22 protein-coding genes and 1 tRNA gene are annotated in these 23927 nt (G+C 71.3%); 10 read left to right on the forward strand and 13 right to left on the reverse strand.

Features of this window, described 5'->3' with window-relative positions; translation table 11 throughout:
* Positions 1-43 precede the first annotated feature (43 nt).
* From ALA01S_RS24165 to hemC, 5 genes are all read right to left on the reverse strand, one after another.
* Positions 44-120, reverse strand: a tRNA-Arg gene (locus ALA01S_RS24165).
* 34 nt (positions 121-154) lie between these two features.
* Positions 155-1396, reverse strand: a complete 1242-nt coding sequence (locus ALA01S_RS24170; protein WP_066341874.1) for a heme biosynthesis HemY N-terminal domain-containing protein — start codon at positions 1394-1396, stop codon at positions 155-157.
* Positions 1397-1398: 2 nt separating this feature from the next.
* A complete protein-coding gene (locus tag ALA01S_RS24175) occupies positions 1399-2487 on the reverse strand; it encodes a uroporphyrinogen-III C-methyltransferase (RefSeq protein ID WP_238455926.1) in 1089 nt (362 codons plus the stop codon).
* A complete protein-coding gene (locus ALA01S_RS24180) occupies positions 2484-3281 on the reverse strand; it encodes a uroporphyrinogen-III synthase (protein WP_084267890.1) in 798 nt (265 codons plus the stop codon). Before ALA01S_RS24180 ends, ALA01S_RS24175 begins: the two co-directional genes overlap by 4 nt.
* 17 nt (positions 3282-3298) lie before the next feature.
* Entirely contained in the window at positions 3299-4234 is a 936-nt protein-coding gene (gene hemC, locus ALA01S_RS24185) for a hydroxymethylbilane synthase (RefSeq protein ID WP_066341875.1), read from the reverse strand.
* 143 nt (positions 4235-4377) lie between these two features.
* Between hemC and ppc the strand changes: the two genes are divergently transcribed.
* The 4 genes from ppc to vapC all read left to right on the forward strand — a co-directional run bounded on the left by ppc (position 4378) and on the right by vapC (position 9517).
* A complete protein-coding gene (ppc, locus tag ALA01S_RS24190; RefSeq protein WP_066341876.1) occupies positions 4378-7176 on the forward strand; it encodes a phosphoenolpyruvate carboxylase in 2799 nt (932 codons plus the stop codon).
* Positions 7177-7316: 140 nt separating this feature from the next.
* A complete protein-coding gene (gene argH, locus ALA01S_RS24195) occupies positions 7317-8714 on the forward strand; it encodes an argininosuccinate lyase (protein WP_066341877.1) in 1398 nt (465 codons plus the stop codon).
* 132 nt (positions 8715-8846) lie between these two features.
* Positions 8847-9116, forward strand: coding sequence for an antitoxin (locus tag ALA01S_RS24200; RefSeq protein WP_066341878.1), 270 nt, complete (start codon positions 8847-8849; stop codon positions 9114-9116).
* On the forward strand, positions 9116-9517 hold the full coding sequence (gene vapC / locus ALA01S_RS24205) for a type II toxin-antitoxin system tRNA(fMet)-specific endonuclease VapC (RefSeq protein ID WP_066341879.1): 402 nt from the start codon (positions 9116-9118) through the stop codon (positions 9515-9517). The genes ALA01S_RS24200 and vapC overlap by 1 nt, the downstream gene beginning before the upstream one ends.
* Positions 9518-9663: 146 nt before the next feature.
* On the opposite strand, the gene ALA01S_RS24210 is transcribed toward vapC, so the two are convergent.
* The 7 genes from ALA01S_RS24210 to ALA01S_RS24240 all read right to left on the reverse strand — a co-directional run bounded on the left by ALA01S_RS24210 (position 9664) and on the right by ALA01S_RS24240 (position 16427).
* Positions 9664-10545, reverse strand: a complete 882-nt coding sequence (locus ALA01S_RS24210) for a formate dehydrogenase accessory sulfurtransferase FdhD (protein ID WP_238455927.1) — start codon at positions 10543-10545, stop codon at positions 9664-9666.
* Between the two features lie 27 nt (positions 10546-10572).
* Positions 10573-10956 (reverse strand): hypothetical protein, encoded by a 384-nt coding sequence (locus ALA01S_RS24215; RefSeq protein ID WP_066341883.1) that lies wholly within the window; start codon positions 10954-10956, stop codon positions 10573-10575.
* Between the two features lie 23 nt (positions 10957-10979).
* On the reverse strand, positions 10980-12119 hold the full coding sequence (locus ALA01S_RS24220) for a formate dehydrogenase subunit gamma (RefSeq protein ID WP_066341884.1): 1140 nt from the start codon (positions 12117-12119) through the stop codon (positions 10980-10982).
* Between the two features lie 22 nt (positions 12120-12141).
* The gene (locus tag ALA01S_RS24225; RefSeq protein ID WP_307189714.1) at positions 12142-12393 is read right to left on the reverse strand and encodes a hypothetical protein; all 252 of its coding nucleotides are present in this window, start codon (positions 12391-12393) and stop codon (positions 12142-12144) included.
* Positions 12390-13040 carry a formate dehydrogenase FDH3 subunit beta gene (gene fdh3B, locus ALA01S_RS24230; RefSeq protein WP_066341885.1) on the reverse strand — a complete coding sequence of 217 codons (651 nt, stop codon included), beginning with the start codon at positions 13038-13040 and terminating at the stop codon, positions 12390-12392. The genes ALA01S_RS24225 and fdh3B overlap by 4 nt, the downstream gene beginning before the upstream one ends.
* Before the next feature lie 34 nt (positions 13041-13074).
* Positions 13075-16071 (reverse strand): formate dehydrogenase subunit alpha, encoded by a 2997-nt coding sequence (locus ALA01S_RS24235; protein ID WP_066341886.1) that lies wholly within the window; start codon positions 16069-16071, stop codon positions 13075-13077.
* 143 nt (positions 16072-16214) lie between these two features.
* Positions 16215-16427, reverse strand: coding sequence for a hypothetical protein (locus tag ALA01S_RS24240; RefSeq protein ID WP_066341887.1), 213 nt, complete (start codon positions 16425-16427; stop codon positions 16215-16217).
* 400 nt (positions 16428-16827) lie between these two features.
* On the opposite strand from ALA01S_RS24240, the gene ALA01S_RS24245 reads away from it, so the two are divergent.
* Both ALA01S_RS24245 and ALA01S_RS24250 read left to right on the forward strand, forming a co-directional pair.
* Positions 16828-18258 carry a sigma-54-dependent transcriptional regulator gene (locus ALA01S_RS24245; RefSeq protein ID WP_066341888.1) on the forward strand — a complete coding sequence of 477 codons (1431 nt, stop codon included), beginning with the start codon at positions 16828-16830 and terminating at the stop codon, positions 18256-18258.
* Positions 18259-18274: 16 nt separating this feature from the next.
* Complete coding sequence (locus ALA01S_RS24250; RefSeq protein ID WP_066341889.1) at positions 18275-20245, forward strand: sensor histidine kinase; 1971 nt, start codon at positions 18275-18277, stop codon at positions 20243-20245.
* A gap of 23 nt (positions 20246-20268) precedes the next feature.
* Here the strand turns inward: ALA01S_RS24250 and ALA01S_RS24255 are convergent, their stop codons facing one another.
* Entirely contained in the window at positions 20269-20805 is a 537-nt protein-coding gene (locus ALA01S_RS24255) for a DUF3455 domain-containing protein (RefSeq protein WP_169805994.1), read from the reverse strand.
* Between the two features lie 167 nt (positions 20806-20972).
* On the opposite strand from ALA01S_RS24255, the gene ALA01S_RS24260 reads away from it, so the two are divergent.
* The 4 genes from ALA01S_RS24260 to ALA01S_RS24275 all read left to right on the forward strand — a co-directional run.
* Entirely contained in the window at positions 20973-21707 is a 735-nt protein-coding gene (locus ALA01S_RS24260; protein WP_066341891.1) for a GntR family transcriptional regulator, read from the forward strand.
* A 119-nt stretch (positions 21708-21826) separates the two neighbouring features.
* Positions 21827-22816, forward strand: coding sequence for a tripartite tricarboxylate transporter substrate binding protein (locus ALA01S_RS24265; protein ID WP_066341892.1), 990 nt, complete (start codon positions 21827-21829; stop codon positions 22814-22816).
* 5 nt (positions 22817-22821) lie between these two features.
* Positions 22822-23652, forward strand: a complete 831-nt coding sequence (locus ALA01S_RS24270) for an amidohydrolase family protein (RefSeq protein ID WP_066341896.1) — start codon at positions 22822-22824, stop codon at positions 23650-23652.
* A 1-nt stretch (position 23653) separates the two neighbouring features.
* Positions 23654-23927: tripartite tricarboxylate transporter substrate-binding protein (locus tag ALA01S_RS24275; RefSeq protein ID WP_259375539.1), on the forward strand; the 274-nt coding region annotated here is incomplete at its 3' end.

The following is a 23927-nucleotide window of genomic DNA, read 5'->3' on the forward strand; positions in this document are numbered from 1 at the left end:
TGAGGGCTTGGGCAGCTCGTTCAAGCAACGGGCTTCTTGTTGTTGGTGCGGCTGGCAGGATTCGAACCCACGACCCCTTGGTTCGTAGCCAAGTACTCTATCCAACTGAGCTACAGCCGCGCTGAGCCTTGAATTCTATACTGACTTTTGCGCGTTAATCAAGAGCCGCTGCAAATTCATTGCAATCGTGTGCGCGCGGCAGGTCGCCCTCCTCGCGCGCGAGCTGCGCCAGGGTGCGCCAGGCGCGGCGGCGGGCGGCCGGGGCCAGGCGGGCATCGCGGGCCGACTGCTCCAGCGGGCGGCGCGCCTTGCCCCAGAGCTGGCGCTCGGCGAAGGCCGCGCCGGCGGCCACGACCACGGCGGGCTCCTGCGGGTAGGCCTGCAGCGCCGACTCCAGCCGCGGCAGCCAGTCCGCACCCACGCCCGGCAGCGCCGGCAGCAGCGCCAGGGCGATCTGCTCGCGCTCGTCGGTGGAGAGCTCTTCCAGCCTGTCCCACAGCGGGCGCAGCCAGCCGCGGGCGTCGCCGTGGCCGCCCAACGCGGCGGCGTGTTGGGCCGCGCGCGCGGCGACGAAGGGGTCGCGGCGGTCGGCCGGGTCCAGGCCCTGCCAGACCTGGGCGAGCTGGTCCAGGTCGTGCGCCTGCTCCAGCGCCTGGAAGGCCAGCGAGCGCAGCAGCCCCTGGGCCGCCACGGATGAAAAACCCTGGTGCTTGGCCAGCAGCCGTGCCGTGGGCAGCGCCTGCAACGGCTGCTGCGCCAGGCGCTGGGCCTGCAGGCGCAGCCGCAGCGCCTGGGTGCGCCGCGCCACGCCAGGGGGCAGCTCGGACAGCAGCGCCTGCGCCTGCGTGGCGTCGCGGTCGTCCAGCGCCCATTCGGCGGCCAGCAGCAGTGCGGCGTCGTCGCCCGCGCGCGGCACGCCCACACGGCGCGTGGCCAGGGCCTGGCGCAACTGCTCGTCGCGCTCGGCGCGGTTTTGCAGCCGGTGCGCGCTGGCCGCGGCCAGCAGGTGCGACAACTGCGCCATCTCCTGCTCGCCGCCGTCCGGCGTGAACTCGCGCAGCGCCAGCGCCCGCTGCGCGGCCTTTTGCGCGCGGGTGTAGCGCGCGGCCAGGAACTCGGCCAGCGCCTGGCGCAGCGCGGCCTGCACGGCGCGCTCGCGGCGCAGCGCGCGCCACTCGCGCGCGCGCTGCGGCAGCCCGGTGAGCGCGCGCAGCGCCTGCAGCGCCGACACCAGCACCGCCCCGCCGCCCAGGAGCACCAGCAGGAAGAGGTTGAGCGAGAGGTCCATGCGCCAGCCCCGCCAGTACAGCGAGACCAGCCCGTCGTTGGCGCCCAAGGTGATGGCCGCCACCACCGCCGCCACGAAGAGCAGCACCAGCCAGATGACGCTGCGCATGCTCAGCGCCCCGCCGCCGCCGCGGCCAGCGCCGCCAGCGTCTCGTCCGGCCGCGGCAGCGACACCTGCTTGGTCTGCCCCGCCACCTGCTTGAGCAAGTCGGAGGCGACCTGCACGCGGCGCGAGCCGGGGTCGAAGTAGCGCTCCAGCGCGCCTTGCGCGTCGCGCATGTCCGACTGCGCGGTGGCGTACTGGCGCGACAGCAGCGCCAGCCGCGCGTTGAGCAGCCGCAGCTTGAGGTTCTCGCGCAGGAAGTACATCTGCTCCGGCGCCAGCAGCAGGGCTTCGGGCTGCTGCACGCGCGCCACGCGCACGAGAGAGCGCACCTCGTCCCACGCGCGGGCGGGCCAGGCGTCCCACCAGGCGCTCAGGTGATCGTTCCAGGACGCGGCGGAGGCGCCCGCCTCGGAGGCGGAGGCGCTGCGCGGCGCGGCGGCCGGGGCGCGGCGCGACTCGGTGGCGGCCAGCAGCGGCAGCTCGTCCACCAGGCGCACCAGCTCGTCGAGCTTGAGCGTGAGCGTGGAGAGGTCGCTCACGCCCACGGCCTTGACGCGGTCCAGGTCGCGCGCCAGGGCGCGGCGCACGCGCTCCAGGCGCGGCTGGTTGTAGCGCTGCAGCCGCTCGTCGGCCTGCTGCAGGGCGTGCAGCAGCGGCTCGGTGCTGCCGGTGATGGTGCTTTGCTGCAGGGCCACGCGCAGCGCGGCGTCCACGTCGGCCACGACGTTCTCGTCGCGCGAGCGGGAGAGGGACTGGATCAGGTCCTCGATCTGCGTGCGCTGCAGGGCGGCTTCGGAGACGCGCGCGTCCAGCAGCGCGACGCGGGCGCCGGCTTCGCGCGAGGCGTCCTGCGCCTGCTTGGCCAGCAGCAGCGCCTGCGCGGACTCGCCCTGGCTGTCGTCCTGGCGCTTGATCAGCTCCTTTTCCAGCACGCGCAGGCGCTGCTGGGTGCTCCAGCCCACGCCCAGCGCCCCCACGGCCACGGCACAGGCCACGATGAGGGCCCAGTCGCGCGTCGCGAGGCGGCGGGAGGTCACGGGCGCCGCGGGCGGCGGCGGTACGGCGGCGGCGTCGGTAGAGGCAGCTTGGTTCACGGTCGCGGGGGATGTTGTAGTGGGCGTTCAGCGTCGCGCAGCGCGGCGCACACGGCATCGAAAGCGGGAGGGACGCCGGCCACCTGCGCGAAGCCCACGTCGCGCGCGGCCTGCGCAATGCGCGGGTGCGAGGCCAGCGCGCGTGCGCCGGACCAGTCCGCGCCCGCGGGCGCCAGTGCCGGCAGGTAGCCGACCGCCTCGGAGCTGCTGAACAGCCAGATGAAGTTGTCAGGATGCGCCAGCGCGTCGGCGATGAGCGCGGCCTGCGCGGCGTGCGGTGCGGGGGCGCCGCGGCCGTAGGCCTGCAGGAAGTCCACCTGCGCGCCGGCCTCCTGCAGCCGCTGCGCCAGCCAGTCGCGCCCGCCTTCGCCGCGCACCACGCGCACGCGGCGGCCGTTCCAGGGCAGCGCGTCCATGCGTTGCCACAGCGATTCGGAGTCGAAGCTTTGCGAATCGGCCGCGGGCTGCAGGACGCTGGCTGCCGGCACGCCGGCGTCCATGAGCGCCTGCGCCGTGCCCGGCCCCGGCGCGGCGGCCCACACCTGGGCCGGCCAGTGGGTGCCGGGCGGCCGCGCGGCAAAGAAGCGGCTCACGGCATTTGGGCTGACGAAGACGAGCGCATGCACTGCCGCGGCGGCGATGTCGGCCCAAGCCGCGCGCAGCGGCGGCTGCGGCGCCTCGGCGATGTGCAGCAGCGGCAGCGCCACGGCGTCGAAGCCGGCCGCGCGCAGCCGCGCCACCCACTCGTCGGCCTGCGGCTGCGGCCGCGTCACCAGCACGCGCAAGGCCGGCATGGCGGACACCGCGGCGCTCAGTGCGCCGCTCCGAGGTAACCGGCCGCGCCCTGCTGTTGCAGCGCCTGCGCGGCCTGCGTGCCCAGGGCCTCGGCCTGCGCCTCGTCGGCGACGGCGGCCTGCAGTTGCGCGCGCAGCGGCGCGCGGGCGCCTTCGGCCACGTCCTCGCCGATGAGCACGTCCAGGTGCATCTCGCCGCCCGCCCAGGTCGCGTGCGCGGCCAGCGGCATGCTGCAGCTGCCGCCCAGGGCGCGGGAGACGGCGCGCTCGGCGATGGTCGCCAGCCAGGTGGGCCGGTCGATGAAGCCGGCGAGCTGGGCGATGAGCGCGGCGTTGTCGCTGCGCACCTCGATGCCCAGGGCGCCCTGGCCGGCGGCGGGGATCATCTGCTGCTCGTCGAAGACGCTGCGGATGCGCTGGGCCAGGCCCAGGCGCTTCAAGCCCGCGGCGGCCAGGACGATGGCGTCGAACTGGCCCTCGTCGAGCTTGCGCAGCCGCGTGTCGAGGTTGCCGCGCAGGGGCTCGATGCGCAGGTCCGGCCGCAGCGCGCGCAACTGCACCACGCGGCGCAGGCTGGAGGTGCCCACGCGCGCGCGCTGCGGCAGCGCGGCCAGGTCGTCGTACTGGTTGGAGACGAAGGCGTCGCGCGGGTCCTCGCGCTCCAGGATGGCGGCCAGCGTGAATCCTTCAGGCAGCACCATGGGCACGTCCTTGAGCGAATGCACCGCCAGGTGCGCGCGCCCTTCCTCCAGTGCCGTTTCCAGCTCCTTGACGAACAGGCCCTTGCCGCCGACCTTGGACAGGGTGCGGTCCAGGATCTGGTCGCCGCGGGTGGTCATGCCCAGCAGGGTGACGGTGGCGCCCAGCCGCTGCTGCAGCAGCGCGCGCACGTGCTCGGCCTGCCACAGGGCCAGGCGGCTTTCGCGCGTGGCGATGATCAGTGAATTGCTCATGGGGCGGAATTATCGGCGCGCGCCCGGCCCCCTTTCGCCGCCCCCGCGCCTGACGTGAAAAGGGCACGACAGCCACGCAATAACGCGGCCCGGGGGCGCGACCCCTTAGGATGCGCGCTTTTGTTTTTTTGCGAGACACCCCCATGCCCCGCCGCCCTGCTCCCGCTGACGACGCCGCTGAGAAGAACCGCCCGCTGGTCGAAGACATTCGACTGCTTGGTCGGCTGTTGGGCGAGGTGATTCGCGAACACGAGGGCGCCGCCGCCTACGAGTTGGTCGAACGCGTGCGCCAGCTCTCCGTGGCCTACCGGCTCAAGAACGACGCCAATGCCGGCAAGAGCCTGGACAAGTTGCTCAAGAACCTGTCCTCGGACCAGACGGTGAGCGTCATCCGCGCCTTCAGCTATTTCAGCCACCTGGCCAACATCGCCGAGGACCGCCACCACGTGCGCCGGCGCGAGTTCCACGAGCGCCAGGCCGCGCACGACGGGCACCCGCCGCACGAAGGCTCGCTGGCCGCCAGCTTCGAGAAGCTCACGGCCGCCGACGTGCGCGCGCAGGACATCGCCCGCATGCTGGAGCAGGCCTACGTCTCGCCCGTGCTCACGGCGCACCCGACCGAGGTGCAGCGCAAGAGCATCCTGGACGCCGAGCGCGCCATCGCCGAGCTGGTGGCGCAGCGCGACCAGCCGCTGTCGCCCCGCGAGCGCGAGGACAACGAGGCGCTGCTGCGCGGGCGCATCACGCAGCTTTGGCAGACGCGCATGCTGCGCTACACCAAGCTCACGGTGGCCGACGAGATCGACAACGCCCTGTCCTACTACCGCACCACCTTCCTGCGCCAGATTCCGCGCCTGTACCGCGAGATCGAGCACATGCTCCCCGGCTACGCCGTGGGCAACTTCCTGCGCATGGGCAACTGGATCGGGGGCGACCGCGACGGCAACCCCAACGTGACGGCCGAGACGCTCAAGCTGGCGCTCTCGCGCCAGTCGGAAGTGGCGCTGCGCCACTACCTGATCGAAGCGCACGAGCTGGGCGCGGAGCTGTCCATGTCGCAAATGCTCGCGCCCGTGACGGCCGACATGCGCGAGCTGGCCGAGCGCTCGCCCGACCACAACCCGCACCGCGAGGACGAGCCCTACCGCCGTGCGCTCACGGGCATGTACGCGCGGCTGGCCGCCACACTGTTCGAGCTCACCGGCACCGAGGCGCTGCGCCATGCCGTGGCACCGCAAAGCCCCTACCCGAACGCCGAGGAATTCCTGCGCGACCTGGGCGTGATTGAGGACTCGCTCAAGAGCCACCACGCCCACGCCCTCATCACGCCGCGCCTGGCGCCGCTGATGCGCGCGGTGCAGGTGTTCGGCTTCCACCTGGCCACGGTGGACCTGCGCCAGAGCTCGGACCAGCACGAGGCCGTGATCTCCGAGCTGCTGCAGGTGGCGCGGCTGGAGAGCAACTACGCCGGCCTGGACGAGGCCGCGCGCCGCGAGCTGCTGCTGAAGCTTTTGAACGACGCGCGCCCGCTGCGCGTGATGGGCCACGAGTACTCGCCCTGGACGCAAAGCGAGCTGGCGGTGTTCGAGACCGCGCGCGCCATGCGCCAGTCCTTCGGCGCGCAGGCGCTGCGCCACTACATCATCAGCCACACCGAGGAGGTCAGCGACCTGCTGGAAGTGCTGCTGCTGCAGAAGGAGACGGGCCTGCTGCGCGGGCTGCTGGCCGAGGACGACGCGGTGGCCGACCTCATCGTCAGTCCGCTGTTCGAGACCATCGGCGACCTGCGCCGCGCCGCGCCCATCATGGGCGAGTACCTGGCGCTGCCCGGCGTGCTGGAGATGATCAAGCGCTCCGGTGCCGAGCAGGACGTGATGCTGGGCTACAGCGACTCCAACAAGGACGGCGGCTTCTTCACCAGCAACTGGGAGCTGTACCAGGCGGAAACGGCCCTCGTGGCGCTGTTCGAGCCGCTGCGCGAGCAGCACGGCCTGACGCTGCGCCTCTTCCACGGCCGCGGCGGCACGGTGGGGCGTGGGGGCGGCCCCAGCTACCAGGCCATCCTGGCGCAGCCCCCGGGCACGGTGAACGGGCAGATCCGGCTGACGGAGCAAGGCGAGGTCATCGCCTCCAAGTACGCCAACCCTGAGATCGGCCGGCGCAACCTGGAAACGCTGGTGGCCGCCACGCTGGAAGCCACGCTGCTGCACCCGACCAAGGGCGCGAGCAAGGCCTTCCTGCAGGCCGCGGCCGAGCTGAGCCAGGCCAGCTTCGAGGCCTACCGGCACATGGTCTACGACACGCCGGGCTTCGCGGATTACTTCTTCGCCGCCACGCCCATCCGCGAGATCGCCGAGCTCAACATCGGCTCGCGCCCGGCCTCGCGCAAGGCCACGCGCGCCATCGAGGACCTGCGCGCCATCCCCTGGGGCTTCAGCTGGGGCCAGTGCCGCGTGGCGCTGCCGGGCTGGGCGGGCTTCGGCTCCGCCGTGGAAACCTTCCTGGGCACGGACGAGGCCGAACGCGCCAAGCGGCTCACGCTGCTGCGGCGCATGTACAAGCAGTGGCCCTTCTTCAGCACGCTGCTGTCCAACCTGGACATGGTGATGGCCAAGTCGGACCTGAACATCGCGCGCCGCTACGTGGAGCTGGTGGAGGACAAGCGGCTGGGCAAGAAGATCTTTGCCGCCATCGAGGCCGAGTGGCAGCGCACCTGCGAGGCGCTGAACCTCATCACCGGCGTTGGACAGCGGCTGGCGTCCAACCCGGCGCTGGCGCGCTCCATCGAGCACCGCTTCCCCTACCTGGACCCGCTCAACCACCTGCAGGTGGAGCTGATGCGGCGCTGGCGCCGGGAGAAGGAGCACAACGACGAGCGCCTCAAGCGCGGCATCCACCTGTCCATCAACGGCGTGGCGGCGGGCTTGCGCAACACGGGTTGAGCGTGGGCGGGGGAGCGGCCCGGCCGCTCCCCTGGCGCCCGGCACGGGCCCCTTGCGGGCTTGGCCGGGCCGTGCACCCCCTCACTTAAAATCGCGGATTCGCCTTCCGAATCCCGACGTTCTTCTTTTTCATCACAGCCATGTCCTCGAACCAACTCGACAAGAAGGCGCAAGCCTGGTCCGCCCTCTTTTCCGAGCCCATGAGCGAGCTGGTCAAGCGCTACACGGCCAGCGTGGACTTCGACAAGCGGCTGTGGGCGGCCGACATCGAGGGCAGCCTCGCGCACGCGGCCATGCTGCAGGCGCAGGGCATCATCGGCGCGCAGGACCTGGCCGACATCCAGCGCGGCATGGCGCAGATCCGCGGCGAGATCGAGGCCGGCAGCTTCGAGTGGAAGCTGGACCTGGAGGACGTGCACCTCAACATCGAGGCGCGCCTCACGCAGCTCGTGGGCGACGCCGGCAAGCGGCTGCACACCGGCCGCAGCCGCAACGACCAGGTCGCCACCGACGTGCGGCTGTGGCTGCGCGGCGAGATCGACCAGCTCCAGCCGCTGCTGGCCGCCATGCAGCGCGCGCTGGTGAGCGTGGCCGAGAAGAACGTCGAGACCATCCTGCCGGGCTTCACGCACATGCAGGTCGCCCAGCCGGTGAGCTTTGCCCACCACATGCTGGCCTACGTGGAGATGTTCGCCCGCGACGCCGAGCGCCTCACGGACCTGCGCAAGCGCGTCAACCGCCTGCCGCTGGGCTCGGCCGCGCTGGCCGGGACGAGCTACCCGCTGGACCGCGAGATGGTGGCCAAGCTGCTGGGCTTCGACGCCGTCACGCAGAACAGCCTGGACGCCGTGAGCGACCGCGACTTCGCCATCGAGTTCACGGCCTTCGCGTCCATCGCGATGATGCACGTCTCGCGCCTGGCCGAGGAAATCGTGCTGTGGATGAGCCAGAACTTTGCGTTCATCGACCTGGCCGACCGCTACTGCACGGGCTCGTCGATCATGCCGCAGAAGCGCAACCCGGACGTGGCCGAGCTGGCGCGCGGCAAGACGGGCCGCGTCTACGGCCACCTCACGGCGCTGCTGACGCTGATGAAGGGCCAGCCGCTCACCTACAACAAGGACAACCAGGAAGACAAGGAGCCGCTGTTCGACGCCGTGGACACGCTGCGCGACACGCTGCGCATCATGGCCGAGATGGTGGAAGGCATCATCGTCAAGCCCGCCGCGATGGAGAGCGCCGCGCGCCGCGGCTACGCCACCGCGACGGACCTGGCCGACTACCTGGTGAAGAAGGGCCTGCCCTTCCGCGACGCGCACGAGGTCGTGGCGCACGCGGTGAAGGTGGGCCTGCAGCGCGGCGTGGACCTGTCGGAGCTGCCGCTGGACGTGCTGCAGCAGTTCCACGCCAGCATCGGCGAGGACGTCTACGAAGTGCTGACCCTGCGCGGCTCGCTGCAGGCGCGCCAAGTGCTCGGCGGCACGGCGCCGGTGCAGGTGAGCGCGCAGATCCAGCGGCACAAAGGGCGGTTGGGCTGAGAGGCACACCTCCAAGCTCTGCAAAGCAGCCCGGCGATGCCGGGCTTTTTCATTGGCGATGAGCCCTCGACGTCGCCATCAGGTACCTTGCCGATTAATATATGACGGCGATATATATCAAGGAGCAGCCTGATGGACACAGCCAAAGTCTTCATGACCGGCCGCAGCCAGGCGGTACGGCTGCCCAAGGCTTACCGCTTCGACACCGACGAGGTGACGATTGAGCGGGCGCCTGACGGCGCGATCGTGTTGCGCCCAAAGCCCAGGCTCAACCTTGGCGAGCGCGTGCGGCGCGCTCTGGAACAGACGGGCGACACCAGCGACTTCGAACGGCCGGACCAGGGCACGCTGGAGCGCGATGCCTCCTGGTGGGATGAGCAAGACCAGCCCACGGACAAGTGATGCGGCTGCTCGACACCAACATCTGCGTCTACATCATCCGCCGCCGCCCGCCGGCGGTGTACGAACAGTTGGCGCATGCGGAGGCCGAAGGCGTCGCGCTGTCCGTGGTCACGGCGCTGGAGTTGCAGGTCGGCGCGGTGCGGGCCTCGGCGCACCGGTATGCCAGCCAGATCGAAGATTTCTTGGGCGCCTTCGACGTGCTGCCGTTGGACGACACTGTTCGCCCCATCTATGCCCGCGAGCGCGTGGCGCTTGAGCGTACCGGCCAGAAGATTGGCCCCATGGACATGCTCATCGCAGCCCATGCACTCGCTCTGGATGCCACGCTGGTCACCAACAACATGCGCGAGTTCAGCCGCATCCCGGGCCTGAAGCTGGAAAACTGGGCCGAAAGCGTGTGACGCGGCGTGCAGGCGGATTCAACCGCAGCGAAAAAGCCCGGCGCTGCCGGGCTTTTTTTCATTTGCCAGGAGCGTCAGCCTCGCTGGGAATGCATGTTGATTCCAACGTACGACGAGTTCGTCGTACGTCGGCGCAACCGTGGCCGTCAGATCGACCGCACCACGCGCGCCACCGGTGGCGCGGGCTCGGGCTCCGCATCAAACCGCTCGAAGCCGCAGTAGCAAAGGAAGTGGCGGTTGGCCGCGCGGCCGAAGAGCGTCATGCCCAGCTTCACGGCCAGCTCGTGGCCCATCTGCGTCACGCCGTTGCGGCTGACCACGATGGGCACGCCCATCTGCGCCGCCTTCATGACCATCTCGCTGGTCAGGCGGCCGGTCGTATAAAAAACCTTGTCGGCGCCGTCCACGCCGTTCATCCACATCCAGCCGGCGATGGAATCGATGGCGTTGTGGCGGCCCACGTCCTCGACGAAATACAGCATCTCGCTGCCGCGGAACACGGCGCAGCCGTGCACCGAGCCGGCCTTGCGGTGGATGCTGTCCATCTGGATCTGGCGCATGCGCTCCAGTTGCGCGGCCAGCGTGGACTGGCGCAGCCGCGCCTGCGTGGCCGAGGGCAGCCGCACGTCGTCGAGCTGCGTGAGCACGTCGCCGAACAGCGTGCCCTGGCCGCAGCCGGTGGTGACGATGCGCCGCGCGGTGCGGTGCTCGATGTCGTGCACGCCGTGGCGCGTCTTCACGGCCGCGGCGTTCACTTCCCAGTCCACCGTGACCGACTCCACCGCCTCCACCGAGCCCACCAGGCGCTGGTTGCGCAGGTAACCCAATACCAGCAGCTCCGGCGCCGCGCCCAGCGTCATGAGCGTGACCAGCTCGCGCTTGTCCACGAACACCGTCAGCGGCCGCTCGTTGGGCATGTGGATCACGCGGCGCTGGCCGTATTCGTCCAGCACCTCGACTTCGCGCGTGAGCGCCGCGCCGGCATCGGTCAGGCGCGGCAGCAGAGGCAGTTGGCAGGCGGGTTGCATGGCAGCCATGCTAGGGCCCTTCGAGCGTCAGGGCTTTTTCGCAGCCGCCACGGATGCGGCGGCAGCCGTCGTGGCGGCCGGGGTGGACGCCGCTGCAGCGGCACCCGCCGGGGCCGCGGCTTCAGGCGGCGTGTACGCGAAGGGGCCGGGGTCGGCGCAGGCCGGGGTGGCGACGACCTCGCCCACCGGCTTGCCGGCCTTCTTCGCCTCGGCCAGCGTGCGCGCGGCCACGCGGTCATTGGCCTTGCAGAGTTGATACGCGGCGACCTTGTCGCTCCACGCCGCCTTGGCCTTGGCCTCGTCGGCTTTGGCCTTGGCTTCGTCGGACGGCGGCGGCAGCTTGGCCACCGCCGCGCCGGCGCCCAGCAGCGCGGCGGCGGCCAGGACGAAAGAACGGGAAAGCTTCTTCATGATGTTCGGGTCTCCTGCCCAGCTCAGGCGCGGGGCGTGGCCATGGGCGCGCTCGGCGCGGCGGTGGCCGAGCGCTGCGCGGGGATCTTGCCGGCCTTGACGTCGTCGTACCAAAGCTCGTGGTGCTCGCGCGCCCAGTCCTCGCTGACGTAGCCGGTGCGCATGGCGCGGTACGCACCCTTCACGCCCACGGAGCCCATGTAGATGTGGCCCATGAACAGGCACATGATCAGCACGGTGGAGACGGCGTGGACCATGTGCGCCCACTGCATCTGGCCGCGCAGGTAGCCCAACTCCGGGACGAGCTTGTCCAGCACCAGCCCCGAGCCCACCACCAGGGTGCCCAGCCAGAACATGCCGACCCAGAACAGCGTCTTCTCGCCCGCGTTGAAGCGGTGCGAAGGCACGTGCTCGCCGGTGAACAGGCCGCCGCCCTTGAGCGCCCACTTCCAGTCCCAGGCCCTGGGCAGGTTGTCGCGGGCGAACGTCAGCATCATCACCACCATGGACACGGCAAACGCCGGCCCGGCGAAGTTGTGCGCCGTCTTCAGCGCGTAGGTCAGCCAGCCGAAGAGATGCGTGCCGATGAGGGGCAGCAGGAAGAACTTGCCGAAGGCGATGACGATGCCCGACACCGCCAGCAGCACGAAGGCACCCGCGTTGACCCAGTGCGTGGCGCGCTCCAGGGGCGTGAAGCGCTCTATGGTTGCGGGCGCATGGTCGTCGTGGCCCATGGGGCCGCGCTTCCAGTAGAACAGGCCGATGGCCACCACCACGATGAGCAGCAGCGAGCCGCCGACGGGGATGAGCCAGCGGTTGCGCACCTGGCGCCAGGCCTCGCCCGCGTTGGTCACGGCCGAGCCCGGGTACTGCGTGAAGCGCTGGATGAGCACGCCCTTCTCCGCGCCGGGCAGCGAGGCGTAGCCCTCCACGTTGCCGCTCTCGCGCACGGCGCGCCACAGCGGCGCGTTGTTGCCGGGCTGGCTTTTCGCGCGCTCGGCGTTGGTCTCGTCCGCGCGCGGCTCGGCCGGTGTGACGGTGGCCGGCGCGGTGACGGCCGGCTTGGCGTCCGGCAGCGCCGGGGCCGTCTGCGCCAGCGACGCGCCGGCCCCGCCGGCCAGCAGCGCCGCGGCCAGCAGCAGTTTGTGCATCAAGGCTTGCATGGCCTCTCCTTGTGGCGTGCCGTCAGGGTCGCGGCGCCGTGGGGGCCGAGCGCGAGTACTCGTTCTGGCCCTGGCCGCGGGTGCGGATCTGCTGCTCCCAGGCCGCGCGGTCGCCGGCGTTCCAGCCGGCGGCGGTGAACTGGGCGTCGCCGCCGCTGAAGGCCGGCTTGTCGGACTTCACGTGCTTGGCGCCCAGCTCCTGCGAGCGCTCGCCGCAAGCCGACAAGGCCATGGCCGCAGCGGCCAGGGCGAGCATGAAACGCAGCCTGCTCACGACTTCACCTCCGCCTTCGCCTCGGCCTTGACCGCGCCGCCATGGCCGCCCTGGGGCTGCGCGGGCTTGCCGTAGGCCGTGCCCCAGCCCCACACCTCGCTGCCCTTGCCGCGCTGCACCACGCGCTGGCGGAAGATGTCCGCCACCACGTCGCCGTCGCCGCCCAGCAGCGCCTTGGTCGAGCACATCTCGGCGCAGATCGGGAGCTTCCCTTCGGAGAGACGGTTGCGGCCGTACTTTTCGAACTCGGCTTCCGAGCCGTTGGCCTCGGGGCCGCCGGCGCAGAAGGTGCACTTGTCCATCTTGCCGCGCAGGCCGAAGGTGCCGTTGGTGGGGAACTGCGGCGCGCCGAAGGGGCAGGCGTAGCTGCAGTAGCCGCAGCCTATGCACACGTCCTTGTCGTGCAGCACCACGCCCTCGTCGGTGCGGTAGAAGCAATCCACCGGGCACACGGCCATGCAGGGCGCGTCCGAGCAGTGCATGCACGCCACGGAAATGCTCTTCTCGCCGGGCACGCCGTCGTTGAGCGTGACCACGCGGCGGCGGTTCACGCCCCAGGGGACGTCGTGCTCGGCCTTGCAGGCGGTGGCGCAGCTGTTGCACTCGATGCAACGCTCGGCGTCGCACAAAAACTTCATACGGGCCATGTCAGGTCCTTGTCTCGTTCGGCTGCTGCAGACGTCAGGCGCGCTCGATCTGGCAGATCGTCGTCTTGGTCTCTTGCATCATGGTCACGCTGTCGTAGCCGTAGGTCGTGGCCGTGTTGATGGCCTCGCCGCGCACCACGGGCATGGCGCCCTGCGGGTAGTACGGCGCCATGTCCATGCCGCCCCAGCGGCCGGAGAAGTGGAACGGCAGGAACACGGTTTCCGCGTTCACGCGCTCGGTCACCAGCGCCTTGACCTTGATGCCCTTGAAGCCCTCCACGGCCTCCATGGGCGGCGTCCTCACCCACACGTACTCGCCGTTGCGGATGCCGCGGTCGTTGGCCGCCTTGGGGTTGAGCTCGACGAACATGTCCTGCTGCAGCTCGGCCAGCCAGGGGTTGGAGCGCGTCTCCTCGCCGCCGCCCTCGTACTCCACCAAGCGGCCGCTGGTCATGATCAGCGGGAAGCGCTGGCCGATGTCCTTGTTCTTCTCCTGCACGCTCTTGTAGAGCGTGGGCAGGCGCCAGAAGGCCTTCTTGTCGTCGTGCGTGGGGTACTTGGCGATGAGGTCCGGGCGGTTGGAGTAGATGGGCTCGCGGTGCTTGGGGATGGGATCGGGGAAGTTCCACACCACGGCGCGCGCCTTGGCGTTGCCGAAGGGGTGGCAGCCGTGGTTCTTCATGACCACGCGCTGGATGCCGCCGGAGAGGTCCGTCTTCCAGTTCTTGCCCTCGGCCGCCTTTTGCTCGGCCTCGGTCAGCTCGCCCCACCAGCCCAGTTTCTTGAGCAGCACGTGGTCGAACTCGGGGTAGCCGGTGGTGATGTCGGCACCCAGGGAGTGCGAGCCGTCCTCGGCCAGCAGGCTCACGCCCTCGCGTTCCACGCCGAAGTTCGCGCGGAAGTTGCCGCCGCCCTCCATGACGTGCTTGGAGGTGTCGTAGAGGTTGGGCGAGCCCGGGTGCTTGAGCTCCGGCGTGCCGTAGCAGGGCCAGGGCAGGCCGAAGAAGTCGCCGTCCAGGCTGTAGCCGCTGGCCTGGTCGATGCCGCCCTTGGCGCGCAGCGTCTTGACGTCGAAGACGTGCATGTTGCGCATGTGGGCCTTCAGGCGCTCGGGGCTCTGCCCGGTGTAGCCGATGGTCCACAGCGCGCGGTTGATCTCGCGAAGGATGGACTCGGTCTCCGGCTCCTGCATGCCGCCCTTGCCCGGGACCATCTTGTAGCCCTGGACCAGTTCCTTGCCGAAGCCCAGCTTGTCGGCGAGCTGGGCCATGATCATGTGGTCGGTGCGGCTCTCCCACAGCGGCTCGATCACCTTCTCGCGCCACTGGATGGAGCGGTTGGAGGCGGTGCAGGAGCCGCTGGTCTCGAACTGCGTGGTGGCCGGCAGCAGGTAGACGCCGCGGTTGGGGTTGGCGTCCTCGGCCCGCCCCGGCATGGCGGCCATGGCGGCGGTGGCGCTGGGGAAGGGATCGATCACGACCAGCAGGTCGAGCTTGTCCATCGCCTTCTTCATCTCCAGGCCGCGGGTCTGGGAGTTGGGGGCATGGCCCCAGAACAGCAGGCCGCGCAGGTTGGAGTCCTGGTCGATGAGCTCGTTCTTCTCCAGCACGCCGTCGATCCAGCGCGAGACGGTCATGCCGGGCTTGGTCATCATGCCCGGGGCGTAGCGCTTCTTGAGGTCCTCGAAGTCCAGGCCCCAGACCTTGGCGAAGTGCTTCCACGAGCCCTCGGCCAGGCCGTAGTAGCCGGGCAGCGAGTCGGGGTTGGGGCCGACGTCGGTGGCGCCCTGCACGTTGTCGTGGCCGCGGAAGATGTTGGTGCCGCCGCCGCTCTTGCCCACGTTGCCCAGCGCGAGCTGCAGCAGGCACGACGCGCGCACGATGGCGTTGCCGATGCTGTGCTGCGTCTGGCCCATGCACCACACGATGGTGCCGGGGCGGTTGTCGGCGAGAAGCTTGGCGACCTTGTAGGTGGTTTCGCCGTCAACGCCGCAGACCTCCTGCACCTTGTCCGGCGTCCACTGCGTGAGCACCTCCTCGCGCACCTTGTCCATGCCGTAGACGCGGTCCTGGAGGTACTGCTTGTCCTCCCAGCCGTTCTTGAAGATGTGGTGCATCACGCCGAACAGGAAGGCGATGTCCGTGCCGGAGCGTATGCGCACGTACTCGTCGGCCTTGGCCGCGGTGCGGGTGAAGCGCGGGTCCACCACGATGACCTTGCAGCCGTTCTCCTTGGCATGCAGCAGGTGCAGCATCGACACCGGGTGCGCTTCCGCCGCGTTGGAGCCGATGTACAGCGCCGCCTTGGCGTTCTGCATGTCGTTGTAGGAGTTGGTCATCGCGCCGTAGCCCCACGTGTTCGCGACGCCGGCGACGGTGGTGGAGTGGCAGATGCGGGCCTGGTGGTCGCAGTTGTTGCTGCCCCACAGGCTCATCCACTTGCGCAGCAGGTAGGCCTGCTCGTTGTTGTGCTTGGACGAGCCGACCACAAAGATGGAATCCGGCCCGCTTTGCTTGCGCAGCTCCAGCATGCGGGCGCTGATCTCGCTGAGGGCCTGGTCCCAGCCGATGCGCTGGTACTTGCCGTCCACGAGCTTCATGGGGTACTTCAGGCGGTACTCGCCGTGGCCGTGCTCGCGCAGTGCGGCACCCTTGGCGCAATGGGCGCCCAAGTTGATGGGCGAGTCGAACACCGGCTCCTGGCGCACCCACACGCCGTTCTCGACCACCGCGTCCACGGCGCAGCCCACCGAGCAGTGGCCGCACACGGTGCGTTTCACTTCCACCTTGCGGCTGCCGTCGGCGGCAGCGGCGGGCTTGTCGGAGGCCTGGGCCTTTTGCACCAGGCTCAGCTGCGAGGCAGCGATGCCCACGCCCACCCCCAGTCCGGAGCGGCGCAGGAAGGCGCGGCGGTCCAGCGTCGGGATGGCGCGGCGGTTGAAGCTGTCTATGCCGCGGGTGAGGCTGGAGACCAGGCCCGCGGTCGGTTGGCCGGCGGCGGCCGGCGTGGCGCTCTTGCGCGTGAGCAACATGGCAAAAAAACCTTCTCTAGGGCCTGGCCCCTCCCGCGCGGGCAGGTGTTCGCGCCCAGCGGATGGAAAGCCGTTGGGCGTGGCGGCCCGCTTCAGGCGGGCCAGGCAAGGCGTGTTGGCGGCTGTGGGGACGGCGCGTCAGGTCAGATGCGCGTGGTCTGGTAGTAGCGCAGCACGTGGGGCGTGACCTGGTAGCCGTCGCTCTTGGGCGGCTCGGCGGCAGGCTGCGCGGCGGCGGCCACAGCGGGCGCGGGATCGCCCTTGGGCAGCACGGCCACGGCGGCGGCCAGAGCGCCGGCCGTACCGGCGCCGGCCAGCGCGCGGCGGCGCGACAGTTTGTTGGGGGTCTCGCTCATGGCGTCTCCTCAGCAGCGGTTTTTTTGGGGATGCGGCCGGCAGCACATGGATGGGCTTGGGCCGTCTCGGTCTCGGACACCGCGCGGCCACGCCTGGCGCGGCGGTGTCGGTCCAACGGGGCTATGCAACGCTTTGCCTAGGAATGGGACAAACCGCCGCAGGCCTCTCCATTGCACAGCCCGTACCAGGGCCGGCGGCGGCGGCCGGGCCTTGAACATCAAGCACTTGCGTCAGGTCAAGCCCTGCGTGGCGGTGCGGGCGCGACAAGCTGTCGCGGCATCGCACGACAAGTTGTCGCGGCGCCTGCCGGGGGCGTTGCGGCGCCGCCCCCCGCGTGGCGGGGGGCCTTCCTACAATCCAGCCCCGCCGCCGCCCCAGGCCCACACCGCAGTCCCCGCCGTGACACCACACACCGCCCCCTCCTCTCCCGCCGAGCGCTGGCCGCTGGCCAGCGTGCTGGTCGTGGACGACGAGGAGGGCATGCGCAACTTCCTCACCAAGACGCTGGCCACGCGCTGCGGCCAGGTGCTGGCCGCGGGCAGCGCGGAAGAGGCGGCGCAGCTCTGTGCGCAGCACCGCTTCGACCTGCTCATCCTGGACATCGCGCTGCCGGGCAAGAGCGGGCTGGAGCTGTTGCGCGAGCTGCGCGAACAGGGCCACTCGGGCGAAGTGATCCTCATCACCGCCTTTGCGGACCTGGACACGGCCATCGAAGCGCTGCGTGCCGGTGCGTCGGACTTCATCCTCAAGCCGTTTCGCATCGCCCAAATCCTCAACGCCATGGCGCAGTGCCTGGAGCGCTCGCGGCTGGCGCGCGAGAACTTCATCTTGCGCCGCACGCTGTCGGAGAAGACGCCGCCCTCGCCGCTGGACGGCTTCGTCGGCGGCTCGGCCGTGATGGCGCAGTTGCAGCACGCCCTGCAGCGCGCCGCCGCGGTGCCCAGCACGGTGCTGCTGGCCGGCGAGTCCGGCACGGGCAAGGAGCTGGCGGCGCTGGCGCTGCATGCGCGCAGCCCGCGCGCGGCGGGGCCCTTCGTCCCGGTGAACTGCGCCACGCTCTCGCCGGACCTCATAGACAGCGAGCTGTTCGGCCACGCGCGCGGGGCCTTCACGGGGGCGGCACGCAGCCGCGACGGGCTCTTCTACTACGCGCAGGGCGGCACCCTCTTCCTGGACGAGATCGGCGAGTTGCCGCTGCCGCAGCAGGCCACGCTCTTGCGCGTGCTGGAGGAACGGCGCATACGCCCCGTGGGCAGCGAGCAGCAGATCCCGGTGGACGTGCGCATCGTCGCGGCCACCAACCGCGCGCTGGCCGAGGAGGCCAAGGCCGGGCGCTTCCGCAAGGACCTGTATTACCGGCTGCAGGTGGTGGAGATCACGCTGCCGCCGCTGCGCGCGCACAAGGAGGATCTGCCCGCGCTGGTGGCGCACTTCATCGCGACGCTGGCGCCGCAGTTGGGGCTGGAGCCCATCAGCGTCAGCGACGAGCAGATGGCCTACCTGCAGCAGTACGACTGGCCGGGCAACGTGCGCGAGCTGCGCAACCTGGTGGAGCGCTCGCTCATCCTGGGCGCGCTCAACGTGCAGGCGCTCTACCCCGGGCTGGAGCCGGCGCCGGGGCCTGTTCCCGCGGGCGCGGCGGGCGCCGCAGTTCGCGCGCCGGAGCCGACGGGCACTGGCGCACCCACCGACCTGCAGACGCTGGAAAAGCGCCACATCCTGTCGGTGCTGGAGTCCGTGGGCGGCGACAAGACGCGCGCCGCGGCGCTGCTGGGCATCTCGCGCCGCACGCTGGAGCGGCGCTGCGCGGAGTGGCAGCTCGGGGCGTGAGGCGCGCCGCCTGGCCATGACCCGCTCCCCCGGCTCCATCCGCCGCCAGCTCCTGACGCTGTCGCTGCTGCCCGCGGGCGTGGCCTTGCCGCTGTTGGGCGTGGCGCTGGCCTGGTGGGGCTCCAGCGCGCTGGACGCGCTGCTGGTGACCAAGGTGCGCGCCGACCTGGCCGTGGCGCACGGCTACTTCGAGCGCGTGCGCTCCGAGATGGGCGCCAGCGCCGCCGCGCTGGCCGACTCGCAGGCGCTGCAATCCGCCCTGGCCCGCGGCACGGCCCCAGCGGAGCTGGGCGCGCTGCTGCAGCGCTTCAAGGAGCGTGAGGGCGTGGACTTCGTCAACCTGCGCGACGCCGAGGGCCGCTTGCTGGCCACCGACTTCGGCCCGCCGCTGCAGGCCACGCGCGCGGGCTGGTTCAACGGCCCGGCCTCGCGCTCGGCCGTGGAAGTGCTGGCGCCGCAGGACTTCGCGCTGCTGGCGCCCGCACTGCAGTCGCGCGTGGCCGTGCCGCTGCTGCCCACGCCCTACGCCGCGCCCACCGAGCGCAGCACCGAGGAGCGCGCCCTGGTGCTGCTGGCGCGCGCGCCGGTGGCCGATGCGCGCGGGCACATCACCCACTACCTGCAGGCCGGCACGCTGCTCAACCGCAACCTGGCCTTCATCGACCACATCAACGAGATCGTGTACCCGCCGGGCACCCTGCCGTTCGGCAGTCGCGGCACGGCCACGCTCTTCCTGGACGACCTGCGCATCACCACCAACGTGCGCCTGTTCGAAGGCGGCGCCGCGCACCGCGCCATAGGCACGCGCGTCTCGCAGCAAGTGCGCGAGGCCGTGCTGGGCCGCGGCAGCACCTGGCTGGACCGCGCCTTCGTGGTGGGCGACTGGTACGTCTCCGCCTACGCCCCGCTGGCCGACGGCGAGGGCCGCCGCGTGGGCATGCTCTACGTGGGCTTCCTGGAGCAGCCTTTCACCTTGCTGAAGTACGGCGTGCTGCTGGGCATAGGCGTGCTCTTCTTCGCGGTGATGGGCGCGGCGGCGTGGCTGTCGCTGCGCCGCGCGCGCGCCCTGTACCAGCCGCTGGAGCGCATGGCGCACACCATGCGCGAGGTGCAGTCCGGCCAGCGCGCGCGGGTCGGCCCGCTGCAGGGCAGCCCGGAGCTGGGCGCCCTGGGCGCACACCTGGACGGGCTGCTGGACACCGTGGACGAGCAGACCCGCGCCCTGCGCTGGGCCAACGCCGAGCTCGACGCCAAGGTGGAGGAGCGCACCCGCGAGCTGCAGGCCGCGCAGCGCCAGTTGCTGCGCAGCGAGAAGATGGCCGCCATAGGCCAGCTCACGGCCAGCATCGCCCACGAGGTCAACAACCCCATCGCGGTGCTGCAGGGCAACCTGGACCTGATGCGCGAACTGCTGGGCGAGCACGTCAACAGCGTGCGCGACGAGCTGAAGCTGGCCGACGAGCAGGTCGAGCGCATGCGGCTCATCGTGGCGCAACTGCTGCAGTTCTCGCGGCCCACCGAATACGCCGGCTACGTGCAGGCCGTGGACCCCGCGCAGGCGCTGCAGGACTGCCTGCGCCTGGTGGGCCCGCAGCTCGCCCGCAGCCGCGTGCAGGTGAAGCAGCAGTTCGCGCACACGCGCACGGCCGCCATCAACCGCCAGGAGCTGCAGCAGGTGCTGGTGAACCTGCTGCTCAACGCGCTGCAGGCCATGGGCGACGGCGGCGTGCTGCGGCTGTCCACCCGCGACGAGGCCGAGGGCGTGCTGATCTCGGTGGCGGACAGCGGCCCCGGCCTGGCGCCGGAGGTGCTGCGCGACCTCTTTCAGCCCTTCATGACCACCAAGCACGACGGCACGGGTTTAGGGCTGTGGATCAGCCACGGGCTGATAGAGCGCTACGGCGGCGCGCTGCGGGCGAGGAACCGCGACGACGGCGAGAGCGGCGCGGTGTTCGAGGTGTGGGTGCCGGGGGAGACGGTGGCGTGAAATGCCGCCGGGCTGGCTTTGTTTCATCGCTCCCGCCTCCCATAAAACACAAACTCCGCCTGATACCCCACCGCCATTTCCCGCCCAACCCGCCGTGCATCGCAAGGCTGATGGGGCGCCGCACCGCCGCGGGTATTGAGCCGCTGGATGTAGCTCACGCCTTGCATCGTCCCCTGCCCTGACGTGCCCGCGGCGCGCAGCAGTTGCAGCGGCAGGTGGCCCTCGCCGGCCGGCGCGGCGGCCAGGGGAAGGCCAACCACCTTGGAGCCGTCCACCGACTTCCACGTCGGCCCGCCATAGCTCCAGCCGATCTCGCGCAGGTACAGGTCGTACAGGCGCCCCGCCGATTCGCCCGCCACCCACGCGTAGCCGCCGCCCGCGCCGGCTTGCCGGCGGCAGGCATAGCGCACCTCGCCTTTGCCCAGCGACCACAGGCGCAGCTCATGCCCCGGCGGCACGCGCAGCGCGGTGGGCAGCGCAGCGTTGTCCACGGCCGCACGCGCAACAGCCACCGCCGCCAGCAGCGCAGCGGACACGAGAACGGGCGCAAGCGTCGTCACGGCGGTTCTCCTTCGGGAAATTCGCGGCAAGCACCGTCACGGCAGCACGCACGCTGCCCACCGCCACCCGGGAAAACACCCGCGCCCGCGCTGAGTAGTTCCCACATGCCCACCCGTATCGACAGCGGCACACTTCAACTCCTCTATAGGACTAGATCAATTACCAGATGGAGCCCTTGCGCCTGGTTCAGCCTGAAGTCGGACAAAGCCGCTACGCCGCGCTGGCCGCCGCGCTGCGCGCGCGCATCGTGGCGGGCGAGTGGCCGCCCGGCACGGCCTTGCCCGCGGAACAGACGCTGGCCGCCGAGCACGGCGTGGCGCTGGGCACCATGCGCCGCGCGCTGGAGCTGCTCACCGAGCAGGGCTTCATCGAGCGCCGGCACGGGCGCGGGACCTTCGTGAAGCCGTCGCTCAGCGGCGCGTCGCTGCTGCGCTTCTTCCGCTTCGGCGACGGCAGCGGGCAGGCGCCGGCTTCGCGCATCCTCTCGCGCGAGCCGCTGCCCGCGCCCGCCGACGTGGCCCGCACCCTGGGCCTCGGCCCCGGCGAGCCGGCCTTGCGGCTGCTGCGGCTGCGGCTGGTGGCGCAGCAGCCCTGCCTGCACGAGGAAATCTGGCTGCCGCTGCCCCTCTTCGCCGCGCTGGCCGTGGGCGACACGGCCGACTGGGGCGACCTGCTCTACCCGCTGTTCGCCCAACGCTGCGGCGTGCACGTGCACCGCGCGGTGGACAGCATCGGCTTTTGCCGGCTGCCCGCCGAGCCGGCGCGCGCCCTGGCGCTGCCGGCCGACCACCCCTGCGCGCGCGTGCAGCGCCAGGCCTTCGACCTCAGCGGGCGCTGCATGGAACTGCGCACCACGCTGGGCGACGCCAACGCCTTTCACTACACCGTGGCCATCACCTGACGGCCTGAGCCCTCTCCGGCCTGGCGGCTGGCCTGCGGGCCGGCGGCGCCCACGGGGCCAGGCCGGCCTCGCCACTCCAGCGCCGCCGCATCCCAAGCACACCGCAAGAGAGAAAAGACATGACTGCACCCGCCTCCTGGACGCGCCGCCGCCTGCTGGCCGCATCCGCGCTGCTGGCCGCCCCGGGCCTGTCGCGCGCGGCCGGCGACATCGCCGGCGGCAAGCCGATTTCCCTGATCGTGAGCTACCCGCCCGGCGGCGGCGCCGACGTGATGGCCCGCCTCATCGCCCCGCGCCTGGGCCAGGTGCTGGGCCAGACCGTGGTGGTGGAGAACAAGCCCGGCGCCAGCGGCACCATCGCGGCCCAACAGGTCGCCCGCGCCGCGCCGGACGGCACCACGCTGCTGCTGGACGCCTCCAACTACGCCGTCAACCCGGCCCTCTTCGACCATAAGCTGCCCTACGACCCGGCCACCGCCTTCGCGCCGCTGGCCGTGCTGGCCACCTTCCCCAACGTGCTGGTGTGCACGCCGGGTTTCGAGGCGCAGTCGGTCGCCGACGTCATCCGCCTGGCCCGCAATAAACCCGGCCGCCTGACCTACGCCTCGTCGGGCAACGGCTCGGCCCAGCACCTGGCCGGTGCGCTGTTCGAGCAGATCGCCAAGGTGGAGCTGACGCATGTGCCCTACCGCGGCGGCGGCCCGGCCATGAGCGACGTGATGGGCGGCCAGGTGCCCCTGTTCTTCGCCAACGTGGCCTCGTCGCTGGGCCACATCCAGTCCAAGCGGCTGCGCCCGCTGGCGGTGACGTCCAGGCTGCGCACCCGCGCCCTGCCGGACGTGCCCACGCTGGAGGAGTCCGGCCTCAAGGGCTACGAGGTGCTGGAGTGGAACCCGGTGCTGGCCCCCGCCGCCACGCCGGCACCCGTGCGCATGAAGCTGGCCGCAGCGCTGCGCACCGTCATGGCCGACGCCGAGGTGCTGGGCCGCGTGCGTGCCCTGGGCGGCGAAGTGTTTGCCGGCGACGAGAAGGCCGCCGCCACCTTCCTGCAACAGCAGCAGGCGCAGTGGACCCGCGTGGTGCGCGAGCACCGCATCACGCGGGAGTGAGCCGCATGGCGCATCAACACCCCCCCGGCGGCTGGGACTGCCACGTCCACGTCTTCGACGCCGACGCCCCCGTGCAGCCCGGCCACTACCGCCCCGTGCACCGGCCGCTGGCCGACATCGAGGCGCTGGCCGCCGCCCACGGCGTGCGCCACCTCGTGCTGGTGCAGCCCAGTGTCTACGGCACGGACAACGGCGTGATGCTGCGCGCGCTGCAGGCCGCCAAGGGCCGCCACCGCGGCGTGGCCGTGGTGGACGCCGGCGCGGCCGACGCCGAGCTGGACGCGCTGCACGCCGCCGGCGTGCGCGGCATCCGCTTCAACCTCGTGTCGCCCGTGGGCCACCAGGCCCGGCACGGCGACCCGGCCGACGCGCTGCGCGCCTTGGCCCCCCGGCTGCGCGCGCGCGGCTGGCACGTGCAGTGGTACGCACGCTGTGAACACCTGCCCGCGCTGGCCGTGCTGCAGGAGGAAGCCGGGCTGCCCTTCGTCCTGGACCACCTGGCCGGCCTGCACGCCGAGCTGCCCGCCGCCGACCCGGCCTGGCGCGCGGCGGCCGCGCTGGCCGCGGGCGGCGCCTGGATCAAGCTCTCCGGCTGGTACCGGCTGCGGGACGCGAAACCCTATGCCGCGCTGCGGCCGGCCATCGCCCGCGCCTTCGAGCTCTTCGGCGAGCGCGCCCTCTGGGGCTCGGACTGGCCGCACACCAGCTTTGCCCCCGAAGCCCTGCCCGCCTACGGCTCCACGCTGGCGCCGCTGCGCCAGGCCCTGGGCGACGACGCCACCCGCCGCGTGCTCGACGTGCACGCCCCTTTGCTCTACCAACACGAGACCCGCTGACATGAACCGCAACACCGCATCCCGCCGCGCCGTGCTGGCGCTGGCCGCCACTGCCGCCACCGCCGCCCTGCTGCCCGCCGCCGCCCAGGCGCAGGCGCCGGCCTGGCCCGTGAAGCCGATCCGCTTCGTCGTCCCCTTCGGCCCGGGCGGCGCCAACGACATCGTGGCCCGCGCGGTGGCCGAGGCCACGGCCAAGCAGTTGGGCCAGCCCATCATCATCGAGAACAAGCCCGGCGCCGGCTCCATGCTGGGGGCGGACCTGGTCGCCAAGTCGG

Origin of the sequence: Azohydromonas lata NBRC 102462 (assembly GCF_001571085.1) — a bacterium.
Lineage (GTDB): Bacteria > Pseudomonadota > Gammaproteobacteria > Burkholderiales > Burkholderiaceae_C > Azohydromonas > Azohydromonas lata.

What these genes read in the sequence shown, in the direction of transcription:
- ALA01S_RS24170 (WP_066341874.1), bottom strand. Translation starts at nt 1,396, where the DNA reads ATGCGCAGCGTCATCTGGCTGGTGCTGCTCTTCGTGGCGGCGGTGGTG.
- ALA01S_RS24180 (WP_084267890.1), bottom strand. Translation starts at nt 3,281, where the DNA reads ATGCCGGCCTTGCGCGTGCTGGTGACGCGGCCGCAGCCGCAGGCCGAC.
- hemC (WP_066341875.1), bottom strand. Translation starts at nt 4,234, where the DNA reads ATGAGCAATTCACTGATCATCGCCACGCGCGAAAGCCGCCTGGCCCTG.
- ppc (WP_066341876.1), top strand. Translation starts at nt 4,378, where the DNA reads ATGCCCCGCCGCCCTGCTCCCGCTGACGACGCCGCTGAGAAGAACCGC.
- argH (WP_066341877.1), top strand. Translation starts at nt 7,317, where the DNA reads ATGTCCTCGAACCAACTCGACAAGAAGGCGCAAGCCTGGTCCGCCCTC.
- ALA01S_RS24200 (WP_066341878.1), top strand. Translation starts at nt 8,847, where the DNA reads ATGGACACAGCCAAAGTCTTCATGACCGGCCGCAGCCAGGCGGTACGG.
- vapC (WP_066341879.1), top strand. Translation starts at nt 9,116, where the DNA reads ATGCGGCTGCTCGACACCAACATCTGCGTCTACATCATCCGCCGCCGC.
- ALA01S_RS24210 (WP_238455927.1), bottom strand. Translation starts at nt 10,545, where the DNA reads ATGCAACCCGCCTGCCAACTGCCTCTGCTGCCGCGCCTGACCGATGCC.
- ALA01S_RS24215 (WP_066341883.1), bottom strand. Translation starts at nt 10,956, where the DNA reads ATGAAGAAGCTTTCCCGTTCTTTCGTCCTGGCCGCCGCCGCGCTGCTG.
- ALA01S_RS24220 (WP_066341884.1), bottom strand. Translation starts at nt 12,119, where the DNA reads ATGCAAGCCTTGATGCACAAACTGCTGCTGGCCGCGGCGCTGCTGGCC.
- fdh3B (WP_066341885.1), bottom strand. Translation starts at nt 13,040, where the DNA reads ATGGCCCGTATGAAGTTTTTGTGCGACGCCGAGCGTTGCATCGAGTGC.
- ALA01S_RS24235 (WP_066341886.1), bottom strand. Translation starts at nt 16,071, where the DNA reads ATGTTGCTCACGCGCAAGAGCGCCACGCCGGCCGCCGCCGGCCAACCG.
- ALA01S_RS24240 (WP_066341887.1), bottom strand. Translation starts at nt 16,427, where the DNA reads ATGAGCGAGACCCCCAACAAACTGTCGCGCCGCCGCGCGCTGGCCGGC.
- ALA01S_RS24250 (WP_066341889.1), top strand. Translation starts at nt 18,275, where the DNA reads ATGACCCGCTCCCCCGGCTCCATCCGCCGCCAGCTCCTGACGCTGTCG.
- ALA01S_RS24260 (WP_066341891.1), top strand. Translation starts at nt 20,973, where the DNA reads ATGGAGCCCTTGCGCCTGGTTCAGCCTGAAGTCGGACAAAGCCGCTAC.
- ALA01S_RS24265 (WP_066341892.1), top strand. Translation starts at nt 21,827, where the DNA reads ATGACTGCACCCGCCTCCTGGACGCGCCGCCGCCTGCTGGCCGCATCC.
- ALA01S_RS24270 (WP_066341896.1), top strand. Translation starts at nt 22,822, where the DNA reads ATGGCGCATCAACACCCCCCCGGCGGCTGGGACTGCCACGTCCACGTC.